Genomic DNA, 20838 nt, shown 5'->3' with positions numbered 1-20838 from the left:
CGTGATGCAGGACAGGGAGGTACCAAAAAAAGCACCACTGGTGGCCAACAGCCGGCGCTACAGCAAGTACCGCTGCCTTCTCCTGGTTCTCATCGCGCTGGTGATGGGGATCGCACAGGCTGCCTGCGCCGACCCCGTCACCGTTGTCCGGGAATACACCTACCGCGCCGGTGACGCCGACAGCAAGCTGACCTGCCGGACGATCGCCTTGGAACAGGTAAAGCGCCTGCTCCTGGAGGAGCTGGGGAGTTACCTGGAGGCCCAGACCGAGATCAGGGAGGCCACCCTTACCAAGGACGAGATCGTCACCTACACGGCGGGGGCGGTGGCTACCGTGGTCATCGAAGAGCGCTGGAACGGCGAAGAGTACTACATGAAGGCGAAGATCACCGCCGATGCCGCCGACGTGGCGAAGTCCGTGGCCGCCCTTCATGAAGACCGCGAGAAGGCTGCGGAGCTGGAACAGCTGCGAGCCCAGGCAAACGAGTCGCTCAAGGAGATCGACCGGCTGCGCAAGGACCTCGCCGTTGCCAAGGCGACGGGTGGGGCGGAAGACCCGGCCAAGGTGGCGTCGGCGCAAAGCGATTACAACCGCGCCGTGGCACGGCTTTCGGCCAAGGAGTACCTGGAGCAGGGAATCCGGCTGAGGAAATCGGGGAGCTACCGCGAGGCGCTCACCGCCTTCGGCAAGGCGATCGAGGTGGCCCCCACCTGGTCGCGCCCCTATGCAACGCGTGGAGCGACGTTCGTCCTGGTGAACGACACCGGGAGAGCCCTGAAGGATCTGGATCGCGCCGTCGAGCTGAATCCCGCGGACATGACCGTGGTCGCCATCCACGGCGTCGTTCTTTTGAAGGCCGGCCGCAAAGACGAGGGGCTGGCGGAGCTGAGCCAGGTCGCCGACTCGGCGCCCAACGATGTGAGCCTCAACACCAACGTCGGCGGCATCCTGATCAAGAACAAGATGCCGGGGGAGGCGGTCTCGTTTCTGACCCGGGCGATCGACCTCGCGCCGAGAGACCGCGGCCGGGCCTGCTTCCTGCGCGCCCAGGCCTACAGCCAGCTGGGCAAAAATAACGAGGCCATGAATGACCTGAAAAGGGCCGCCCGGCAGGGGAACCGCAAGGCCCGGGAACTGCTTCGGACGTCAAGAGAATAGCCTCCCTGAATCACGTATATCCATCATGCGGGTATAACCAAAAAGCCTCCGGCGTCGTAAGCCGGAGGCTTTTCGTTGTGGATCCCCTCGATAGAAGGTTGATCTCGCGGCCAACGTCCCCTCCCCTTCAAGGGGAGGGACAGGGTGAGGATGGGGGGGGGATACTCCATAAGAAAGGTCAAAGGGGGGTGTCTAGGGGAATGGCGCCAGAACTCATACTTCGCTCGCCAGGGCCAGCCAAGCCTGGGCGGCGTGGGAGAGGTAGCTGCCCCGGCGCCAGACCAGGGCCATGTGCCAGAAGATCGCGGGCTGGTCCACCGGGATCCGCCTGGTCAACGGGTGAGGACGCTGTTCGGCGATCAGCCGTGGTACCAGTGCGATGCCGAGCTTGGCCGCGACCAATTCGATGATGAAATCGACCTGGATCGACTGGGTCGCCACCTTCGGGGTGAAGCCGTTTTCCCGGCAGGCCGCCAGGATGATCGGGTTCAGCGCGAAGCCTTCGCCGTAAAGGATGAAGGGCAGGTCGGCCAGGGCCTTGAAGGGAATGGAATCACTCTGGGCCAGGGGATGGTCGACGGGAAGGAGCGCGTCGATCGGCTCCCGCCGGAGTTCCTGCCACTCGAACTCTTTTCCCACCGGCAACAGCGAGGCGGCCAGGTCCACATCTCCGGCGAGCACCAGTTCCTCCAGGCGCTTGCTGCCATGCTCCACGAGCTGCAACGTCACGTCCGGGTACCTGCTGCGATAGGCGGCGAACCAGTGCGCGAAAAGGGTGTTGCTGCCGAGCATGGGCAGGCCCAGACGCAACGTACCTCCCCGCAGTCCCCGCATCTCCTCCAATTCCGACTTCAGGTCGTCCCCCTGGGCCAGGATCGCGGTCGCCCGCCGGAAAACGACCTCCCCCGCCTCAGTCAGCCTGCTCCGGTGCCCGGCCCGCTCCAGCAACTGGAATCCCAGTTCCTCCTCGAGCTGCTTCACCGCTTTACTCACCGTGGACTGGGTGGCAAAAACGGCTTCGGCGGCTCGCGAGAATCCTCCCTGGCGCACCACCTCGACGAACGCGCGTAATGCCCGTATTTCCATGAAATATTCCTTTTTGGAATTAGATGAAGTCGAAAAATTCATTTTACGAATAGCACGTCGCGGCCCTATACTTCAAATACATTTGTTAAGCAGGGGGAACAAGCCAATGAACCGGTACCGTACCGTCGCCACCTGGCGACGCCATTTTCGCGCAAGCGCCGTGCTGCAGATCTTGCTGTTGCTGGCGTTGTGGCAGGTGGGAGAGCTGGTCGTGCGCTTGACCCGGCTGCCCCTTCCCGGTGCCATCGCCGGGCTCTTCATCCTGCTGGCCCTGCTGGGGACCAAGCGGCTCAGCGTCTGCTCGGTGCGCCGCGGCGCCTCCTGGTTTTTGGCCGAGATGCTCCTTTTCTTCGTTCCCGCGGTGATGGCGGTGCTGGACCATCCGGAGCTTTTCGGCCTGCAGGGGGTGAAGATCCTGCTCGTGATCCTTACCAGCACCTGCCTGGTGATGATCGTCACCGCAGGCGTCATCGACGCCTTCTATCGAATCAAAGTTTCCGGGGAAGATCATGTACCTGCCATCGATTGATGTTGTGCTGCCGGCCCTGGCCTGGTCGGCGGTTACCATAGCCCTCTATTTCGCAGGGAAGATGGTCCACCGCCGCTTTCCGCGTTGGTGGTCCTCTCCTTTATTATTGGCGCCGCTGCTGCTCGTCGTGGTGGCACTCGCTTTTCGGGTGACCTACGGGGAGTACATCCGGGGAACGCACTGGCTGGTTGCCCTGCTTGCGCCCGCCACGGTGTCATTCGCCGTGCCGATCTTCGAGCAGTGGCCGTTGATCCGCCGCTACTGGTTGCTGCTGGTGGTCGGCATGCTGGTGGGAAGCGCCACCTCGATGCTTTCTTCCTGGGGACTGGCAACGCTGTTCGGCCTGGACGACAGCGTGCGCCTGAGTTTGCTCCCCCGCTCCCTGAGCACCCCTTTTGCCATGATCGTTTCCGGAGACATCGGCGGCACTCCGGCCCTCACTGCGGTATTCGTGGTGATCACCGGTGTCTTTGGGGCAATCATCGGCGAGATGGTCCTGACCATCCTGCCGCTTCGGTCCTCCCTGGCGCGTGGCGCCCTGCTCGGCATGGGGGCCCATGGTGCCGGCACTGCCAAGGCCTATCAGATCGACCGCGAGGTGGGCGCCATTGCCGGACTGGTCATGGTCCTGGTCGGCGTGCTGAACGTCCTGGCGGCCTCGTTGCTTCCCAACATTCTCAAGTGAATCTCAGACAGAAGCCATGGGGCGAAACCTAATGTGGGAGCACCTTTCTTGGTGTGAGGCACCGCAAATGCTGTCACCGCCTTCGGCGGATCGCGCCTGGAAAGGCGCTCCCACAGGGTGAACGCTCTCTTTCTGCGAGGAGCAGGGCTGACGGCGTGGGTCGATTAGGAGGGAATCACCGTGGAAACAAAAAAAGCCCCCGGCTGCCGAAGCGGCCGGGGGCTTTTGTCATTCTACCAGGCTCGGTTGATTAGATGCCGAGCTGTTTGAAGAAGTCGTTGCCTTTGTCGTCAACCAGGATGAAGGCGGGGAAGTTCTCGACTTCGATTTTCCAGACGGCTTCCATGCCGAGTTCGGGGTAGTCGATGCACTCGACCTTCTTGATGTTCTCCTCGGCAAGGATGGCGGCCGGGCCGCCGATGGAGCCGAGGTAGAAGCCTTTGTGCTTGGCGCAGGCGTCGGTGACCTGCTGGCTGCGGTTACCCTTGGCGATCATGACCATGGAGCCGCCGGCGGCCTGGAGCAGGTCGACGTAGGAGTCCATGCGGCCGGCCGTGGTCGGACCGAAGGAGCCGGACGGCTTCCCTTTCGGGGTCTTGGCCGGGCCCGCGTAGTAGATCGGGTGGTTCTTGAGGTAGTCGGGGAGCGGCTTGCCGGCGTCGAGGAGCTCCTTGAACTTCGCGTGAGCGATGTCGCGGCCGACCACGATGGTCCCGGTGAGGAGCAGCGGGGTGGCGACCGGGTACTTGGTCAGCTCGGCGAGGATCTCGGTCATCGGCTTGTTGAGGTCGATCTTCACGCCGTGCTCGTGCTTGCCGCGGAACTTCTCGGGGATCAGGCGGCCCGGGTTTTCGTCGAGCTGCTCGATCCAGATCCCTTCCTTGTTGATCTTGGCCTTGATGTTGCGGTCCGCGGAGCAGGAAACGCCCATGCCGACCGGGCAGGAAGCGCCGTGGCGGGGGAGACGGACGATGCGGACGTCGTGGGCGAAGTACTTGCCGCCGAACTGGGCGCCGATCCCGCTTTCCTGGGCTGCCTTGAGGAGCTTCTGCTCGAGCTCGACGTCACGGAACGCCTGGCCGCCTTCGTTGCCGGTGGTCGGCAGGTTGTCGTAGTACTTGGCGCTGGCGAGCTTGACGGTCTTGAGGCAGGTCTCGGCGCTGGTGCCGCCGATGGCGAAGGCCAGGTGATACGGCGGGCAGGCCGCGGTCCCCAGCGTCTTCATCTTGGCAACCAGGAACTTCACCAGGCTGTCCGGGTTGAGGAGCGCCTTGGTCTCCTGGTAGAGATAGGTCTTGTTGGCGGAGCCGCCCCCTTTGGCCATGAAGAGGAACTTGTACTCGGCCCCCTTGGTGGCGTAGAGGTCGATCTGCGCCGGGAGGTTGGTGCCGGTGTTGGCTTCTTTGTACATGTCCAGCGCGATGGTCTGGGAGTAGCGGAGGTTCTCCTCGGTGTAGGTCCGGTAGACCCCTTTGGAAAGGAACTCCTCGTCATTGGCGCCGGTCCAGACTGCCTGGCCCTTTTTGCCCATCACGATGGCGGTGCCGGTGTCCTGGCAGATCGGGAGCTCGAACTTCGCAGCGACCTCGGCGTTGCGTAAAAACGCGAGAGCGACCCCTTTGTCGTTCTGGGAGGCTTCCGGGTCGGAGAGGATCTTGGCGACCATTTCGTTGTGCTCCGGGCGCAGCATGAAGGAGAGGTCCCTCATCGCCTGGTTGGCGGCAACGGTCAGCGCCTCGGGATCCACCTTGAGCACTTCCTGACCTTCGAACTGGACCACGCTGACGTACTTCTGGGAGTCCGGGACGAGGCGGTACTTGGTGCTGTCCGGCCCTAAGGGATAAGTCTCCTGGTACTTGAATTCAGGGGTAGCCATCGGTTCTGTTCTCCTTTGCTGGTTTAGTTGTTACTAACTCTGAACCTCCGGACCGATCCCGGTTCGCAGCAACAAGTCCCATGGTTACGACCTGTTACGACGGGGGCCCGAATCCGGCGGGAGATTGTATACAGTATCCGGGAATATATTTTAAAAACTTCATTTTGTCGAGAGCTAAGTTCGGGAGGTTGTTTGGAAAAGGGAAGCGGGGAGAGCCCTTCACGGGGGATGTAAAAAGGCTCAGGTCTGATGCAGAGGGTAGATAAATCGCTGTACTGTGGGAGCGCCATTTCTGGCGCGATCCGCCGCAGGCGGTGACAGCGATTGCGGTTTTTCGCGCCTGGAAAGGCGCTCCCACAGGGTAGGCAGCTACCGTGCCGATTCTAAAGAGAGTGATCGCGACAAGAATGTCGCTCCTACATAGACGGACCTCACCTGGCTTTGTCCCCGGCCAAGACCGCAATCGGCACGGTGTAGACGACCTCTCCCTCCTCGCGCCGGGCGGCGATGCCGAGGGCGTCCGTGCCGATGTCAAAGCTCACCAGTTCCCGGACCTTTTCCTCGTCCCCTTCCTTGGGAAACGATGCCTTCAAGGTCGCCTCCAGTTTGAGTTCAACACCGTAGGCGGCTTGGCGGCAGTCGACGAGGCCAGAGCCGGCAAAGAGGGCCTCGAATTCCGGAACGGTAAGGGCGTGGGTATGCGACGGGTCGCGCAGGATCTCCAAGCGGTCGTAGGCCGCAGCCTTCTCCGGGGGGAGCGCCACGTCGGCAACCAACACTCGCCCGCCGGGGCGACAGACCCGGATCATTTCGGCAAGCGCCTGCGCGGGGTGCAAGAGGTGATGGAAACTGTAGCGGGTCACCACGATGGAAAAGGAGTCGTCGGCAAAGGGGAGCCGCCCGATGTCGCCCAACTCCCATGCGAGATTCGTCAGCCCCTGCTCCTGCTGGTGCCGTTTGGCCTGTTCGATCATCGCCGGGGTGAGGTCGATGCCGGTGACCGCCTTGCTCCGGCGGGCGAATTCGCTGGCCACGATGCCGGGTCCGCAGGCGACATCGAGCACCGTGTCGTCGGGACCCGCGCCGACCATTTCGATCAAGAGCTGCACCGAGTCGTGGTGCCCGGGGATCTTGGCAAACGGAATCGCCTGCCGGGAAAATTGGTCGATGATCAGGTCTTGATGTGCGCTGTTGGTCATGTTTCCTCCAAGGTAATTGGGAACCGCTTCCGGGGATTTCATAGGATCCGCCCATCCGATCCTGTGTGAGGGCCTTTTCAGGCGCGAACCGCCGAAGGCGGCGTCATCGGTTCTTATTCGCGCCGGGAAGGCACTCCCACCGTGAAAAGTCCGGTCGTCTCGGTGTCAGCTCACTTGCCGTTGTCTAAGTGCCGCGAATATACCTTGTCAGGGGGGTGGCCGTCTTGCTATATATGGCCAATGACTGTCGATAACCTGCCAAAGTTGGCGCCGATCGAGATCGGCTACCGGGTCGACCCGGCCTTGCCCATCATCCCGTTTGCCATGGAGGTCAGCCGCGCCGGCTGCGCCGCCCCCCACGCTCATCCGCGGGGACAGTTCATCTACGCGAGCTCCGGAGTGATGCGGGTCGTCTGCCGCCGTGACGTCTGGGTGGTCCCCCCCTCGCAGGGGGTGTGGGTGCCTCCCGAGGTCGATCATGAGGTCTATTTCCCCGGCGACGTCTCCCTGCGCAACCTCTTCGTCGATCCCTCGCGGACCGCGGCCTTGCCTGTGGAGTGCGCGGTGCTCAAGGTCTCACCGCTGCTGCGCGAACTCATCGTGCGGGCGGTCGAGGTTGGCGACGATTACCGACCGGAGACGCCGCCGTGGCGGCTTATGATGGTGGTCCTGGATGAGCTGGCTTGCGCCGAGAAGACGCCGCTGCATCTGCCGATGGGGCGCGACGAGCGGTTGCTGCGGGTGATGGAGGCCCTGTTGCGGGAGCCGGGGGATCGGCGGGAAATCGAGGCGTGGGCGGCGGTGGCCGGGGCGAGCGTGCGGACGCTCTCCCGCCTGTTCCAACGGGAGACGGGACTGAGTTACGGGGCCTGGAGGAAAAGGCTCTTGCTGCAGACGGCGCTCGACCGGCTCGATCGCGGCGAATCGGTCACCACGGTCGCCTTCGATCTTGGCTACCAGAGCCTGAGCGCGTTCATCGAGATGTTCCGGCAGGCGCTCGGGGCGCCGCCGGGCCAGTACGCGCGGCAAAGCGGTCAATCCACCTCGACCGGCCGCTGCCGCAAATAATAGTCGAAGCAGATGTCGCAGAAGGTATGGCTGGTATTCCCCGGCATCTTCTCCACCCAGGCCGGGACCCAATCCCATATTTCGGGATGCTGCACCCGCTGCACCCGGCGGCAGTTGCTGCACTGGGATATGTACCCGTTTTCCCCGGTGTACAGCGTCCCCTCTGGAAGGTTGGCATCGCGGAACACCGGGTCGTGGGGATGCTCTTCAACAAGGCTGTTGACGACGATGAGTCCCTGACGGTCATGCAGCGGATAGACCGATTGGTGGAAGATTCTCAGCCGCTGTGCGCTGGAGCACTCGTAGTCGTGGTGCCACACGAGCCCGGTGCGCAGCAGGGTGCCATACACGTCCAGGTAATATTCCTGCGCCTTCCCTGCCATGGCATTGCCGATCGGGCTGCCCAACGGGAAGCGCTGGCTGAGGCCGGGCTCCCCGCCGTTCTCACCGGCAAAGGCAAACCAGCCGGGGTTGAAATAGTTGAACCTGAGCTCACGGGAAAGCCCGAAGACGGCATTGGGTTCCTTCTCCAGGGTTTCCAGCTTGAGCCCATGCAAGAGTTCTGGGAAATCTTCCGTATAGCGCTGCATGGTTCTCTCCCTCCCCTCCGACCGCCCGTCACCGACCTCCCAGGATCTTCATCGTCCGCGGCACCCGGACCGCACCGATTGCCTCCTTCGGCAGGGCAACCGTCGTCTTCGGCAAGGTCTGTGAGACGACCGTCGGGTCGATCACCAACCCCGTCGTCAAGAAGTAGATCATCTGTCTCTGTCCCAACTGGATGCTCACCGGCGAGTGCACCGCATCGATCAGGAAGCTGTGGGTGACATCGGACTGGTTGAACTGGAAATAGCCCTCGGTCGGCCCGGTCGCCGCCGCACTTATAGCCGGGGCGGCGGTTTTCGGCGTACCGTTCGTGTTGAGCATGAAAAGCACCGGGAGGCTTCCGTTGGCATAGGTAACCTGGGCAAAACCGGGCGCCACGTCGAAACCTGCACCGAGCACGCCGCGCCCGCCAAGGGCGTTGCCGAAGTAGCGCGTGTAGAAATTGGGGATGACCTGGTCGCCGTTCAAGGCGGTGCCGGAGCTGCTGAAACTGGTCGTGGTGGCCTCCTGCATCAGGAGCCGCCCGGACAGCCGTGAAGGGAGCCCGAATGCAAGCGGCGTGGTCATCGTCGCCGGATCGACCGGATCGATCACCGACTGGGTAAGCAGGAAGAACTGCAGATAGGTTGGCGTCCCCGCGATGATGCCGCGCTGCGCCAAGCCCGCGTTGAGGCTCGCCCCGAAGGAGGGGCTGTCCTTGAACAGGTAGGCCAGCCGTCCCCCCGGCACGCTCAGGAGCCCTTTCATGTCCGCGTTAAGGGTGGTTTGGGAATAGAGGGGGCTGCTCCCGATGGTGGTGTTCCCGGCCAGGTAGTAGGCCCCGACGATGCTTCCCAGGCTGACCCCGACGTACTTGAACTGGCTGTTCTGGCTGGGCGGGGCTCCGGCGAAGGCCGCGAAGCCGCCGGTGCGGATGGTGAATTCCAGTCGGTCCAGGTTGAAGGCCGCCTGCTGGACGTTGGTTCGGGTGGCGAGCGGTGCCCCCGGGGCGGCGAAGTCGACCCCCCACTGGTCGGAGGAGGTGTGGATGGCCAGGGCACCATGCAGCGGCAGGTCGATGGCGACGACCCCGAATCCCGCTGCGGTAAGGGCGCCGGCGACGGCGACGACGTCCTCTTTCTGCCGGGTGATGCCGTGCTCGAAGATGACCACGCTGCCGTTAGGTGTGGTCGGCGCAAGGTAGACGAAGGGAATGTTGCGCGGCACATGGTAAAAGCCGGTCAGCTGCGTTCCGGTACGAAACGGTTGCAGTACTCCGGCTTCCGGATTGTCCGCGCCGGTGATGCCGGTGAGATCCATCGAGCCGGGATTCGCGTTGACGATTACCGGATCCATCGAAAGATCGGCACTTTCGATATTACCGGTGGTGACCGATGTGATGCTGGCCGGTGCCGTCGTTGCGGTTCCCAAAACCGCCGAGTAGTAAGCGTCGGGGGTGGGGTGGGCGACACCGGTGACGGCGTTGGTCCAGGTCTTGCCGGGGAGCCCGCCGAGACTGGCACCCGCGGCAAAGGAGCGGAGCGCGCTTTCGACGGGGATGGCGGTGGAGGTATCGGAGGCGTCGGTCGGGATGAATCCCGCGGCGGTGGTGATGAAGCGCCCGATGAGGGCGATGTCGTTGCGGCTGGTGACGGTGGTGACCGAGGCAGCGGCAATCAGGTCGTCCATGGTCTTTGCGTAGCCGGAGAGCGCGACCTGGGTGTGGGTGGCGTCGCTGTAGACGTTGGCGCGGATCGGTTCCAGCGCGGCGAAGGCGCCTCCCAGCGGGAGGGTCGACTTCAGCGCCTCGAAATAAACGCTGCCGATGACGTTGCCGCCGGTTGCCGCGTCTTTGACGCGCTCGGTGACGACGTAGACGTAGCGGGTCGCCGGCTCGAGCGGGAATTTGGGGAAGAGCTGGAGGTCGGTGCTTCCGGCGGTGTAGCTGTAATCGAAGGCAGCGGAGACGTCGGTGAAGGAAAGGGGCGCGGTCTCCAGGCCGCCGGCCCCGGGGGTGATGCGGAACACCTTCACCGTCGAGCTGTTCACCGTGGAGGGAAGGACGGCCCGGCTGAACCGGATGTAGATGGGTGCGTTGAGGCCGGATACCGCATTGGTCCCGCCGACCTCCCGCTGGTTTACATACGCCATCGCCTCCTGCGGGTTCATTGGTCGCCCCGCCGGGCGGAGCTGAACCAGACCGGAAAAGTTGAGGAAGGGGTTCGCTGCGTTGGCGGTCAGCAAAATGTTGGGGAGCGGCACGGTGCCCGTCGTGGGGGCGAAGAGAACCGCATTAGGGCTGGCCGTGTCGTTCACCCCGGTGCTCGTGCTGCATCCGGCGGCTAATGCCAGCGAAACACCTATGAGAATTCGCAGAAGGAAGTTGTTCATCATGAGCCTCCTGAGGCAATCAATGGACAATGGACAATTGACACTGGACCACGAAAACCGGTCTCCATACACCCGCCAGGGGGGGGGAGGCTGCCAGATCTTTTCCCCGACCCCCGACCCCCGACCCCAGACCCCAGACCCCAGACCCCTGCCTTTTAGAACCTGATCGTCGCGTTGGCGGCGAGGAGATAGGCGTCGCTCTTGAAGGTCCCGTTCTCTCCGATCAAGGTCGTCATGTCCTGGGTGTTCACGGTCCGGTTTACGAAGTGAACCCACATGTAAGCAAGGTCCAGCGACATGTTCCCTTGGTGAATGCCGGTGCCGAAGGAGAAGCTGTGCCGGTCGGCGTCGGGGAGGAGCGGGTCGAGGGTTCCATCGGGGACCGGCGTCTGGTCGTAGAAGTACCCGAGCCTGAGATCGAGGTGTTCGTTCACCGAGTATTGCCCGCCGAACTTGTATCCCCACACGTCGCGCCAGTTCCTGGGGCTGGGCTGGTTGTTGAACGCCGCGAACTGGGGCGAATCGAAATGGATCTCCAGCTTGTCAAAGGAACTCCACCCGGTCCGGGTCGCGTCGAATTCCAGGGTCAGCTTGTCGGTGGGGCGCACCGCCACGGCGAGGTCGAGGGTGTCGGGAAGCGTTATGTTGGTGGAAGCGGAACTGGTGGCCCGGGCGCGGGAATAGGGAAACGGCGCCGTGCCGGTGAGCCCGATGGCTCCGAAACCGGTCGGTGTCGTGGCCAGGAAGTTGGCATCGCCCGAGACGTCGAGACGGATGCTGCTCCGGTAGGCGACCCCGAAAGAGAAGTCGTCGCGGGGCTGCCACTTCACCCCGAAGTTGTATCCAAAGCCGGTTGCCGTGCCGTCCAGACCCAGCGAGCCGAGTTCGTAGGCCCCGAAAGGGGGGGCGGGATTGAGCGGGTCGGCGACCGGACTGTAGGCCATCTTCTGCAGCGTTACCTGGGCATAGGTCACGTCCAGACCTGCGGCGACCGCGAGCTTCAGCGCATCGATGCGTCCGGCGATGGTCGGCTGGAAGTTGATCGGCTTGATGGCGACGTTTTGGACCTGGTTTCGGAAGACGCTGCTGTCGTCCCAGCTTTTGGCCAGCGGGAAAATGGCATTGACGCCGAGGCCAAAGGAGAGGGGAAGGTTTTCCATGCTGTAGGTGGCGTACACGGTCGGGGCGACGAAGATGTCTTGTTTCGCCTTTTCGGTCGAGCTCGATACCCCGGTGCCGAACGGCGCTGTGCCGCTCAGCGGTGTCGTACCGCTGAACTCGGTCTGGGGGACCAGGATTCCGATCGCTCCCACGCTGACCTGGGTTCCTTTCAAAAAGGCGATGCCGGCAGGGTTGTAATAGAGGGCAGAAGGATCGTCGGCCTGGGCCGCGAAGGCGTTCCCCATCGCCATCGCCTTGGCACTCTGCTCGCTAACCTTGAAACCCGCGCCGAAGGAGGAGGATGCCACCCCCAGCATTCCAGTCACGACCATTGTCATCAGCACCAGCGCTCTCATCGGAGACTCCTTGCCCTCGTTTCACATTAAAAGTACATGCTCAGCGGCATTGCGAAATATTATCCGGGGGCAGAATGGTGTCAAGCGAGGGCGATGGCAATGAGTAATGAGCGGTGGGACTTAAGGCGGGGTCCCCTGTAGGAGCGACATTCTTGTCGCGATCAAAGACCGCAGCTATTCTCCGGTGGGAAATGCAGCCCGTGAACGTGTTAGGCTCCGGTGCCACTGCGGTGGGAGCGCCTTCCCAGGCGAGAATACCGCACGGGAAATCACCGCCTGCGGCGGTTCGCGCCAGGAATGGCGCTCCCACAGAAAAAGGTCGTTCGCGTCGGGGAAGTGGGACTTGCAGGAAGGGAATGAGGTCGTGCTGCGGGGGATGCGGCTTTGATCAATGGTTCGTGGCGATGCCGGCGTTGACGATGTAGCGCTTGATCTTGCGGGTGGCGGTCTTGGGGAACTCCTCCTCGCGGATGGTAAACCGCTTCACCCGCTTGTAGTCGGCGAGCCCCTTCCCGGCCGTCTGCACCTCGCCTTTCAAAAGCTCCTCGACGTCCTTCAAGGTCAGCCGCCCTTTGCCGTGCTTCTGGGCGTAGGCGTCCAACTCGTCCTGGTTCGGGAAGATCTCGGCGCGCACCTCCTCGGCCATCGGCTCGATCTTGTGGCCGTAGACCATGACCTCGGCGATGAACGGGCTCTTGAGCAGTTCGTTCTCCACTTCCTCGGGATAGACGTTCTTTCCGTTGGGGGTGACGATGAGGTTCTTCACCCGGCCGCAAATGCGCAGGTAGCCGTCGGCATCGATCGCGCCCAGGTCGCCGGTGTGGTACCAGCCGTCGCGGAGCACGTCGTTAGTCGCATCCCGGTTGTTGAAGTAGCCGAGCATCACGTTCGGTCCCCGGACCAGGATCTCGCCGATCTCTTCTTCATTGGGGGCGTCGATCTTTACCTCAACCTCGGAGATCACCCGTCCTACCGTGCCCAGCCGCATTCTCCCCGGCTGTTCCGCCGAGATGACCGGGGAGGTCTCGGTGATGCCGTATCCCTGGTAGATGGGAATGCCGAATTCCATGAGCCCGGCGGCAATCGCCGGATCCAGGGCGGCGCCTCCGCTGACGAAGATGGTGCCGGCGCCAAAGGCCTGCTGCACCTTGCGCTTTACCAGCCTTCTGCCGAGGGGAACCGCGAACATGAGCCGGGAAACCGCCTTTGCCTGAACGTTTTTCCGGATCCGCTCCAGGATCATCTTGTAGACCGCCGGGACCCCCAGCAGGAAGGTTGGCTGCACCTCGGCCAGGTTGTCGCCCAGCTTCTTGATCGATTCGGCAAAGGAGACCCGGCCCCCCATGTAGAGCGGCAGGAGCACCCCGGCTACCAGCTCGAAGACATGGTTGATCGGAAGGTAGGAGAGGGTGTGGATGGTCTGGTCCAGGCCGAAATGGGCCGAAACCGCCTCGATGTTGGAAATGATGTTGCCGTGGGAAAGCATCGCTCCCTTGGAGCGGCCGGTGGTGCCGGAGGTGTAAAGAATAACCGCGGTGTCGCTGTCGGTACGGGGGGCGGTGGTGACGGGCGTGTTGCGCAAAAGCGACCGGAGCGGAAGGAGCTTCCCCTCCTTGGCGAGCTTCTCGTTGAAACCACCGCTGGCGAGGAAGGGATGGGCCGGGGTTGCCTCGGATGCCTTCCCCAACTCGTCTTGGAGCAGGGCTTCCTGGAATTGGGTTTCCAGCCCTTCGATCCGCTCCGCTTCAGCCGGGGGCACGGTCCCGTTGTGGAGAACGCGGTCCCACTCCTCGCGCAAGCTGGCCCAGAGCATGCCGAGCGGGGAGGATTCTTCCGGCTCCTCCAGCAGGACGACCGAATCCAGGTCGGTGAGGCTTTCCAGGCAGTCGAGCAGGGTATCCAGGGACGAGCCGGCGGTAAAGATGACCCGGGCTCCGCAATCGGCGAGGATATGGCGCAGCTCCGCGGCTTTCAGGTCCTTGTCGATGGGAACGACGACGCAGCCGGCGCGGACGATGCCGAAGAAGGTGGCAACCCAGCGCATGGAAGAGGGGGCGAGGAGGGCGACCCGCTCGCCGGGAGCGAGCTTGCGCGCGACGAGACCCGCGGCGATGCAGCCCGATTTCTCCCAAAGTTCGCGATAGCTGAGCTCCTGCCAGGCTCCGCCGACCTTTTGGCGCAGCGCAGTTCCGGCAAAAGTCTGGAAACGGGCGTCGAACAGCGAGTCGATGGTCGGCACGGGAGCTCCTCCTGCAGCTTAAGGTTATTTTCCTTATATATCATGTAAACAGCATAGAACTCTACCTTAATGAAAAGGTTAACCTAAAAGTTACCGCACTGTTTCCTGGGTGGGACGAAAAAGAGGGCGCGGCACCCATCGGTGTCGCGCCCTCTTTTCTTGGTTTTCGTGGGAGCGCCCTTCCGGGCGCGATTTCGTGGCCGATCGCGCCCGGAAGGGCGCTCCCACAGGGATGGCGGCTTCACCAGATGCGAGCTGCCCCGCCGTTTACCGGGTCAGGCACTGTTTCAGGTCCTCGTCCACGTTGCCGATCGGCCCGATGTTGAAGTTCTCCACCAGGAAGTTGAGCACGTTCGGCGAGATGAACGCCGGCAGGCTCGGCCCGAGCTTGATGTTCTTGATCCCCAGGTGCAGCAGGGTGAGCAGGATGACCACCGCCTTTTGCTCGTACCAGGAAAGGATCAGGGAGAGGGGGAGATCGTTGACCGAGCAGTTGAACGCCTCCGCCAGGGCAACGGCGATCCGGATCGCGGAATAGGCGTCGTTGCACTGGCCGACGTCGAGGAGCCGGGGGATGCCGCCGATGTCACCGAACTCCAGCTTGTTGAACCGGTACTTGCCGCAGGCCAGGGTCAGGATCACGGTGTCGGCCGGGGCCTTCTCGGCGAATTCGGTGTAGTAGTTGCGCCCCGACTTCGCGCCGTCGCAGCCGCCGATCAGGAAGAAGTGGCGGATCGCCCCCTGCTTGACCGCATCGATCACCTTGTCGGCGACGCCGAGCACCGCGTGATGGCCGAAACCGACCAGGATCTCCTGCCCCGGGTTCTCTGGGAAGCCGGGGAGCTCCTGTGCCTTGGCGATCACCGCGGAGAAGTCCCACCCGTCGATGTGCTTGACGTCCGGCCAGGCCACCAGCCCCCAGGTGAAGAGGCGGTCCTTGTAATTGTCGGCGGGGCGCTGGATGCAGTTGGTGTTGAAGATGATGGCGCCGGGGAAGTTGACGAACTCCTTGGCCTGGTCCTGCCAGGCGCCGCCGAAGTTGCCGGCGAGGTGGTGGTACTTCTTCAGGCCGGGGTAGGCGTGGGCCGGGATCATCTCGCCGTGGGTGTAGATGTTGATCCCTTTCCCTTCGGTCTGCTTGAGTAGCTCTTCCAGCATCCTCAGGTCGTGACCGGAGACCAGGATCGCCTTGCCCGCCTTGGTGCCGAGCTGGACCGGGGTCGGGACGGGGGCGCCGTAGAGCTCGACGTGCCCTTCGTTGAGGATCTCCATGGTCCTCATGTTGACCTTGCCGCATTCCATGCAGAGACCGACGAAATCCATCAGGCCGAGGGTCGGGTCGGTCGTCGCGGCAAGAGCGCGGTGCATGAACTCGAAGATGGTTTCGTCGGTCTTGCCGACGATGTGGGCGTGATCGGCGTAGGCCGCCATACCTTTCAGCCCGTAGATGAGGATCTCGACCGCGGAACGGATGTCCTCGTTGACGTGCTGGGTGTTGATCCCCTGCGCCTCTCCCTGGGCGACCAGACCGGCAAGGTCCGCCGCCGGGGTCCACTGCGCCGGCGCCACGGCAATCGGGGGGGCCTGCGCACCTTTTGCCTTCTGGAACGCCGATTCATAGAGCGCCTTGGCCTTTTCCTTCATGAGTGCCGTCCTGCGGATTTCCTTCTCCATCCGGGCCGGATCGAAGTCGACGTTGGTAACGGTGGTGAAGAGCCCTTCGAGCAGCATCAGATCGAGTTCCGGATCGCTGGCGCCGCACTCGCGGGCTTTGGCAGCATAGAGGGACATCCCTTTCAGTGCGTAAAGGAGGAGGTCCTGGAGGGCGGCGACGTCAGGCTTTTTACCGCAGACCCCGGAGATGTTACAACCGACACCGTTAGCGGTCTGTTCGCACTGGTTGCAAAGCATGGACATACTCAGATCTCCTTCTTTTGTCATGTGATGGTCATCGCTTTTGATGACAGAGCGGGAGAAAATATAGATGAAAAACGCGATGCTACAAGCAGTGGAGGGAGAGTTACTGGTATAAAAGCAAATTTTATTATCTTAATTCGATTTTTCTGCAGCCCTTTTGTAGGGAAACTCTGACAACTCCGGCGTAGATCGCGGTCCTGATCGTTCGCAGCGATAGGTTCTGCTTCGAGAACCTATAACGGATACATCTTGGGGATAAGAGGAAGGAACACGGACCCTGGCGGGGCGGCCGCTAATCTGCCATAATGCTCCGTGCTGTGACCTGACGATGAAGAGTGGGGGGGCGATGGACGAAGACCGGATCAAGTGGGATCAGAAGTACCAGGGGGAACGCTATTTCTTCTCGCTCGCCCCTTCGAGGTTTCTCAGCGACAGTCTGAAACAGGTGCGGCCGCTGCTGCCCGGACTGCGGGCGTTGGATATTGCCTGCGGCGAGGGGCGCAACAGCATCTACTTGGCCCAGGAAGGTTTTGCCGTGACCGGCATCGACATCTCCGGGGCAGGGCTGGCGCGCGGGATCGAACGGGCCCAGCGGGAAGGGGTGACGATTGATTTCATCGAGGCGGACCTGGACCATTACCAGTTGTCCGGACCCTACGATCTGATCGTGAACTTCAATTTCCTGCTGCGGCAGCTCATCGACCAGGAGATCGCGGCGCTGACGCCGGGGGGCGTGCTGATTCTGGAGACGATCATGGACGGCCCCAATCTGGACGGGCAGCACAAGAAGGAGTTCCTGCTCCAGCCCGGAGAGTTGCGCCGGATTTTCTCCGGCTTCGCGGGGGAGATCCTGATGATCGAGGAGCTGCCGAACGAGCTGATGCCGGTGGCGCGGGGGATCTTTCGGAAAGGCAGGGGGTAGGGGAAGGCAACCACCAAGTGTTCGGTAGGAGCGACATTCTTGTCGCGATCAGCGATGCCAGTCGCGACAGGAATGTCGCTCCTACAAATAAATTCAGAGCCGATGAAGAAAAAAGGGCCGGAAAAACTGAATTCTCCGGCCCTCTGTCTTTATCGGTTTTTACTAACCCCAAGGCCCTGGGGCTACTTCGTCCCCACATACACGGTGGCAATGCCGCCGGTCAGGTCGAAATGCTGCACGTCCTTAAACCCCACCTCGCGCATCATCCCTTTGAAGGTATCGCGGCTCGGGAATTCGAGGACGGAGTCGGGGAGATACTGGTAGGCGCTGAAACGGGAGAACATCCCCCCGATTTTCGGCAGCACCTTCAGGAAATAGAAATGATAGATGTTGCGGAAGATCGGCAGGGTCGGCGTCGAGAACTCCAGGATCACCACCTTGCCGCCGTCCCTGAGTACCCGCCGCATCTCCGCGAGTCCCTTGGCCCGGTCCACCACGTTGCGGATGCCGAAGGCGATGGTCGCGGCATCGAAGGTGCCGGTTTCGAACGGCATCTCCTCGCAGGGGGCCACCTGAAAGCTGATCCGCCCGCGGAAACGGGAGTTTTCCACCTTCACCTTGCCCAGTTCCACCATCTCGGGGCAGAAATCGGCGCCGACGATGGTGACGCCGTCCTTGGTCTGCGCCGCGATTTCCAGGGCGACGTCGCCGGTGCCGGTCGCCACGTCGAGAACCCGGCCGGTTGCGCCGGTCACCCCGATTTTGGCCACCGCAAAACGGCGCCAACGCTGGTCGATGCCGAGGGAGAGCAGCCGGTTCAAAAGATCGTAACGGGGGGCGATGCTCCCGAACATGGCGCGGATGCGTTCGCCTTTTTCCGAAAGTGCGTACATTTTTTCCCTACCTTTTTCCTGCCCGAAATGCTATAAAATTTAACCCTTTCCCGGGAGCCCGGGGGCGCAAAGGTTGACTTTTAGCATAAAAGCCGGCAGTTGTGCCAGTAAAAACTCGGAAGCTGTACCCACGGGATCGGGATTCAGGAGGGATTCCCGTTGTTACCGCATTTTCGGCCTCAGGACATAGCGGACATCCTGATCATGACCGTCCTGGTCTACCAGCTCTACATCTGGTTCAAAAACACCAGGGCGCTGCAGGTCATGATGGGGCTGCTCCTCCTGGGGCTTGTCTATATCGTCACCAAAAACCTCGGTCTTTTCATGACCAGCTGGATCCTGCAGGAACTCGGGACCGTGCTCCTGGTCCTGCTCATCGTGGTATTCCAGACCGAGATCCGCCAAGCCCTCTACCGGCTGAGCCTTCTGCGCAACTTCTTCGACCGCGAGGACGGAGGGGTGCGCGTCGACCTCCTCGAATTCTCCTCGACCATCTTCTCCCTGGCCTCAACCCGCACCGGTGCCCTGGTTGCCTTTCAGCGCGAGGAGGTGCTCGACGAATACGTGCTGCACGGCGTCCCGGTCGATGCGGTGGTGAGCGGGGAACTGCTCAAGTCGATCTTCCACGTCAATTCGCCGCTGCACGACGGGGCGGTCCTGATCCGGGACGGGCGCGTCTCCCTCGCCTCGGGGCATCTCCCCCTCTCGGTGAACCCGGATGTGCCGCAGCAGTTCGGCACCCGGCACCGTGCCGGCCTGGGGCTCACCGAGCGTTCCGACGCCGCGGTGGTCATCGTTTCCGAGGAGCGGGGCGAGGTCTCGCTTTCGGTCGGAGGCGAGCTGGAAAGGGTCGGTTCCCCGGCGGAGCTGCACGAAAAGCTCAACGCCCTGCTGGCTCCGCTGGAGCGGGAGGCCAACCGGCCGAGCCTCACCTCCCGTCTGCTCAGTAACTTCTGGCCCAAATTGGTGGTCTTCGTCCTGGTGGTCGCCTGCTGGCTGTTGGTGACGCTGCGTCAGGGCGAGATCCTGACCGTGACCGCGCCGATCAGGTTCCACAACCTCCCGGACAGCCTCCTGCTCACCCGGAGTTCACCCGACGAGATCGATCTGCAGCTCAAGACCTACTCGAACCTGGTCTCGTCTCCCAAAGACCTCGACGTGCTGGTCGATCTCGACCTTTCCAAGATCCACGAGGGGGCCAACAGTGTGGCCATCCGCAAGGAAGACGTCCGGCTTCCGCCGGGGGTCGTGGTGGCCGGGATGGACCATTGGACGGTCCGGGTGGTGGCGGAACGCAAGGCGCGTAAAACACCCGGACCGGCTGGGCGGTAAGTTTTTTCTCAAGTACTTGAAAAATCTGCCGATAAGCTGCTATTGTATACAACTTAACGTCTCTCATGAGACTTTTCGGCAGATTTTTCGGCGCAGGAGTGATGTTGATTTGCTAATGATCCTGCGTGGTTGTGCCGGCGCACCGGTGGCTTGTTTCACTTCTGCTGTCGGGGGAGATCAAGACTAAAACCGCCCCCCTTTCCCCTCCCCACCAGGCGCCAAACGCAGCCGATCCGGTCTCCCCGGTGTCGATATTCCGGCATTTGGGTTGACGAAACGAGGAATCTGTTATATAAAACAACCTCGTTTTTTTCTAAAACATAGGAGGGCTCATGGTAAAACGCCTAAGGCTGTTCACATTATGCGTATTCATCTTGATCGTCCCTTCTCTTGCCCACGCAGCTAAGACCCATCGCGTCAAAAAGAACGAAACTCTTTATAGCCTCGCCAAGAAGTACCACGTCACCCCGGAGGAGCTGAAATCAGCAAACAACCTCGTCGGGGACAAGATCAAGCCCAAAGACGTTCTCGTTATCCCGCCCCGTACCGTTGCTGCCGGCTCCAGCGCCGCCAATGCATCGGTCTACAAGGTGAAGAAAACCGAGTCGCTGGCGAAGATCGCGAAGAAGACCGGCGTGTCCATCGCAGAACTCAAGAGGCTGAACGGGCTGCATTCGGGTAAGGTGAAGGCAGGGAAGGTCCTGGCACTCAGGGAAGAGAAACAAGCTCCCGCCGAGGAGGCGAAGCCGCGTTACGCCAAGGCGAAACTGCAGCTGCGTCATGGCGATCTTTACAACGAGAAGGATTACGAGCAGAGCCTGCAGGAGCTCACCGAGAACGAGCCCCAGCAGAATGTCGACCTGAAAAAGAGCGGCGAGCTCAAAGTCGACGGCATCAAGGAGCTCAAGAAATCGGCCTACGGTTTCCTGGGAACCCGCTACCGCTTCGGTGGCACCTCCAAGAGCGGCGGCATCGACTGCTCCGGCTTCGTCCAGAAGGTATTCCGCGAACTGGAAGTTTCCCTGCCGCGGACCGCGCGCGAGCAGTTCGAAGTGGGGCGGAGCGTAGCGCCGGGTGACCTGCAGAAGGGGGACCTGATCTTCTTCAGCACCTACGCATCGTACGCTTCCCACGTCGGGATCTACCTCGGCAACAACAAGATGATCCACGCCTCGTCCCGCGACCACCGCGTGGTGATTTCGCCGATGAACACTGCCTACTACCGCTCCCGCTACCTGGGGGCGAAACGGATCACCAAGGTGAACCCTGAAGTCTTCAAGCTCGACGACCTGATCATCGGCGTCGACGAGGAGCTTGCCGACGACACCTTCGCCAACGACACCCTCGGGTTGACGAGCAACTGATCCGCTTTAAGGTACCGAACCAACCGATCCGGCCCCAACCAGGGGCCGGATTTTTTTGTGTGCTCGAACGGCCGGT

At 62.1% G+C, this 20838-nt stretch carries 16 protein-coding genes; 7 read left to right on the top strand and 9 right to left on the bottom strand.

Going from position 1 to position 20838, the window contains the following annotated elements; translation table 11 throughout:
- Window positions 1–4: 4 nt before the first annotated feature.
- The gene (locus tag JFN93_RS14435) at window positions 5–1159 is read left to right on the top strand and encodes a tetratricopeptide repeat protein (protein WP_236021737.1); all 1155 of its coding nucleotides are present in this window, start codon (window positions 5–7) and stop codon (window positions 1157–1159) included.
- A 213-nt stretch (window positions 1160–1372) separates the two neighbouring features.
- On the opposite strand, the gene JFN93_RS14430 is transcribed toward JFN93_RS14435, so the two are convergent.
- Window positions 1373–2245 carry a LysR family transcriptional regulator gene (locus JFN93_RS14430; RefSeq protein WP_199384799.1) on the bottom strand — a complete coding sequence of 291 codons (873 nt, stop codon included), beginning with the start codon at window positions 2243–2245 and terminating at the stop codon, window positions 1373–1375.
- 106 nt (window positions 2246–2351) lie between these two features.
- On the opposite strand from JFN93_RS14430, the gene JFN93_RS14425 reads away from it, so the two are divergent.
- Together JFN93_RS14425 and JFN93_RS14420 are read left to right on the top strand one after the other, a co-directional pair.
- Complete coding sequence (locus tag JFN93_RS14425; protein ID WP_199384798.1) at window positions 2352–2774, top strand: CidA/LrgA family protein; 423 nt, start codon at window positions 2352–2354, stop codon at window positions 2772–2774.
- Window positions 2755–3459 carry an LrgB family protein gene (locus tag JFN93_RS14420; protein WP_199384797.1) on the top strand — a complete coding sequence of 235 codons (705 nt, stop codon included), beginning with the start codon at window positions 2755–2757 and terminating at the stop codon, window positions 3457–3459. The genes JFN93_RS14425 and JFN93_RS14420 overlap by 20 nt, the downstream gene beginning before the upstream one ends.
- 250 nt (window positions 3460–3709) lie before the next feature.
- Here JFN93_RS14420 and JFN93_RS14415 read toward each other — a convergent pair whose 3' ends face one another.
- Both JFN93_RS14415 and JFN93_RS14410 read right to left on the bottom strand, forming a co-directional pair.
- Complete coding sequence (locus JFN93_RS14415) at window positions 3710–5335, bottom strand: fumarate hydratase (protein WP_199384796.1); 1626 nt, start codon at window positions 5333–5335, stop codon at window positions 3710–3712.
- A 431-nt stretch (window positions 5336–5766) separates the two neighbouring features.
- Window positions 5767–6534, bottom strand: a complete 768-nt coding sequence (locus tag JFN93_RS14410) for a class I SAM-dependent methyltransferase (RefSeq protein ID WP_199384795.1) — start codon at window positions 6532–6534, stop codon at window positions 5767–5769.
- A gap of 240 nt (window positions 6535–6774) precedes the next feature.
- Between JFN93_RS14410 and JFN93_RS14405 the strand changes: the two genes are divergently transcribed.
- Window positions 6775–7602, top strand: coding sequence for an AraC family transcriptional regulator (locus JFN93_RS14405; protein WP_199384794.1), 828 nt, complete (start codon window positions 6775–6777; stop codon window positions 7600–7602).
- Here JFN93_RS14405 and JFN93_RS14400 read toward each other — a convergent pair.
- The 5 genes from JFN93_RS14400 to hcp all read right to left on the bottom strand — a co-directional run bounded on the left by JFN93_RS14400 (window position 7569) and on the right by hcp (window position 16251).
- Window positions 7569–8192, bottom strand: a complete 624-nt coding sequence (locus JFN93_RS14400) for a hypothetical protein (RefSeq protein WP_199384793.1) — start codon at window positions 8190–8192, stop codon at window positions 7569–7571. The genes JFN93_RS14405 and JFN93_RS14400 overlap by 34 nt on opposite strands.
- A 28-nt stretch (window positions 8193–8220) precedes the next feature.
- Window positions 8221–10581: an Ig-like domain-containing protein gene (locus JFN93_RS14395; protein ID WP_199384792.1), complete on the bottom strand. Its 2361-nt coding sequence runs from the start codon at window positions 10579–10581 to the stop codon at window positions 8221–8223.
- A 152-nt stretch (window positions 10582–10733) separates the two neighbouring features.
- The gene (locus tag JFN93_RS14390) at window positions 10734–12095 is read right to left on the bottom strand and encodes an OmpP1/FadL family transporter (RefSeq protein WP_199384791.1); all 1362 of its coding nucleotides are present in this window, start codon (window positions 12093–12095) and stop codon (window positions 10734–10736) included.
- Between the two features lie 388 nt (window positions 12096–12483).
- Window positions 12484–14334 (bottom strand): AMP-dependent synthetase/ligase, encoded by a 1851-nt coding sequence (locus JFN93_RS14385; RefSeq protein ID WP_199384790.1) that lies wholly within the window; start codon window positions 14332–14334, stop codon window positions 12484–12486.
- A gap of 267 nt (window positions 14335–14601) precedes the next feature.
- Entirely contained in the window at window positions 14602–16251 is a 1650-nt protein-coding gene (hcp, locus tag JFN93_RS14380; protein WP_328754029.1) for a hydroxylamine reductase, read from the bottom strand.
- Window positions 16252–16597: 346 nt separating this feature from the next.
- Between hcp and JFN93_RS14375 the strand changes: the two genes are divergently transcribed.
- Window positions 16598–17173 carry a class I SAM-dependent methyltransferase gene (locus JFN93_RS14375; protein WP_199384789.1) on the top strand — a complete coding sequence of 192 codons (576 nt, stop codon included), beginning with the start codon at window positions 16598–16600 and terminating at the stop codon, window positions 17171–17173.
- Window positions 17174–17355: 182 nt separating this feature from the next.
- Here JFN93_RS14375 and ubiE read toward each other — a convergent pair whose 3' ends face one another.
- Window positions 17356–18066, bottom strand: coding sequence for a bifunctional demethylmenaquinone methyltransferase/2-methoxy-6-polyprenyl-1,4-benzoquinol methylase UbiE (ubiE, locus tag JFN93_RS14370; protein WP_199384788.1), 711 nt, complete (start codon window positions 18064–18066; stop codon window positions 17356–17358).
- Between the two features lie 159 nt (window positions 18067–18225).
- On the opposite strand from ubiE, the gene cdaA reads away from it, so the two are divergent.
- Together cdaA and JFN93_RS14360 are read left to right on the top strand one after the other, a co-directional pair.
- Window positions 18226–19398, top strand: coding sequence for a diadenylate cyclase CdaA (cdaA, locus tag JFN93_RS14365; RefSeq protein WP_199384787.1), 1173 nt, complete (start codon window positions 18226–18228; stop codon window positions 19396–19398).
- Between the two features lie 332 nt (window positions 19399–19730).
- The gene (locus JFN93_RS14360; RefSeq protein ID WP_199384786.1) at window positions 19731–20762 is read left to right on the top strand and encodes a C40 family peptidase; all 1032 of its coding nucleotides are present in this window, start codon (window positions 19731–19733) and stop codon (window positions 20760–20762) included.
- Window positions 20763–20838 lie beyond the last annotated feature (76 nt).

This window comes from Geomesophilobacter sediminis, from assembly GCF_016458275.1.
In the GTDB taxonomy this organism is placed as follows: Bacteria; Desulfobacterota; Desulfuromonadia; order Geobacterales; family Geobacteraceae; genus Geomesophilobacter; species Geomesophilobacter sediminis.
Note: the sequence above shows the minus strand (reverse complement) of the source record. Positions and strands in the feature narration are given on the sequence as shown.

Excerpts from the sequence above, each read along its gene's own strand:
- JFN93_RS14395 (WP_199384792.1), bottom strand. The coding sequence starts at position 10,581 with ATGATGAACAACTTCCTTCTGCGAATTCTCATAGGTGTTTCGCTGGCA.
- JFN93_RS14430 (WP_199384799.1), bottom strand. The coding sequence starts at position 2,245 with ATGGAAATACGGGCATTACGCGCGTTCGTCGAGGTGGTGCGCCAGGGA.
- JFN93_RS14375 (WP_199384789.1), top strand. The coding sequence starts at position 16,598 with ATGGACGAAGACCGGATCAAGTGGGATCAGAAGTACCAGGGGGAACGC.
- ubiE (WP_199384788.1), bottom strand. The coding sequence starts at position 18,066 with ATGTACGCACTTTCGGAAAAAGGCGAACGCATCCGCGCCATGTTCGGG.
- JFN93_RS14415 (WP_199384796.1), bottom strand. The coding sequence starts at position 5,335 with ATGGCTACCCCTGAATTCAAGTACCAGGAGACTTATCCCTTAGGGCCG.
- JFN93_RS14410 (WP_199384795.1), bottom strand. The coding sequence starts at position 6,534 with ATGACCAACAGCGCACATCAAGACCTGATCATCGACCAATTTTCCCGG.
- JFN93_RS14420 (WP_199384797.1), top strand. The coding sequence starts at position 2,755 with ATGTACCTGCCATCGATTGATGTTGTGCTGCCGGCCCTGGCCTGGTCG.
- hcp (WP_328754029.1), bottom strand. The coding sequence starts at position 16,251 with ATGTCCATGCTTTGCAACCAGTGCGAACAGACCGCTAACGGTGTCGGT.
- JFN93_RS14435 (WP_236021737.1), top strand. The coding sequence starts at position 5 with ATGCAGGACAGGGAGGTACCAAAAAAAGCACCACTGGTGGCCAACAGC.
- JFN93_RS14360 (WP_199384786.1), top strand. The coding sequence starts at position 19,731 with ATGGTAAAACGCCTAAGGCTGTTCACATTATGCGTATTCATCTTGATC.
- JFN93_RS14390 (WP_199384791.1), bottom strand. The coding sequence starts at position 12,095 with ATGAGAGCGCTGGTGCTGATGACAATGGTCGTGACTGGAATGCTGGGG.
- JFN93_RS14425 (WP_199384798.1), top strand. The coding sequence starts at position 2,352 with ATGAACCGGTACCGTACCGTCGCCACCTGGCGACGCCATTTTCGCGCA.
- JFN93_RS14400 (WP_199384793.1), bottom strand. The coding sequence starts at position 8,192 with ATGCAGCGCTATACGGAAGATTTCCCAGAACTCTTGCATGGGCTCAAG.
- JFN93_RS14405 (WP_199384794.1), top strand. The coding sequence starts at position 6,775 with ATGACTGTCGATAACCTGCCAAAGTTGGCGCCGATCGAGATCGGCTAC.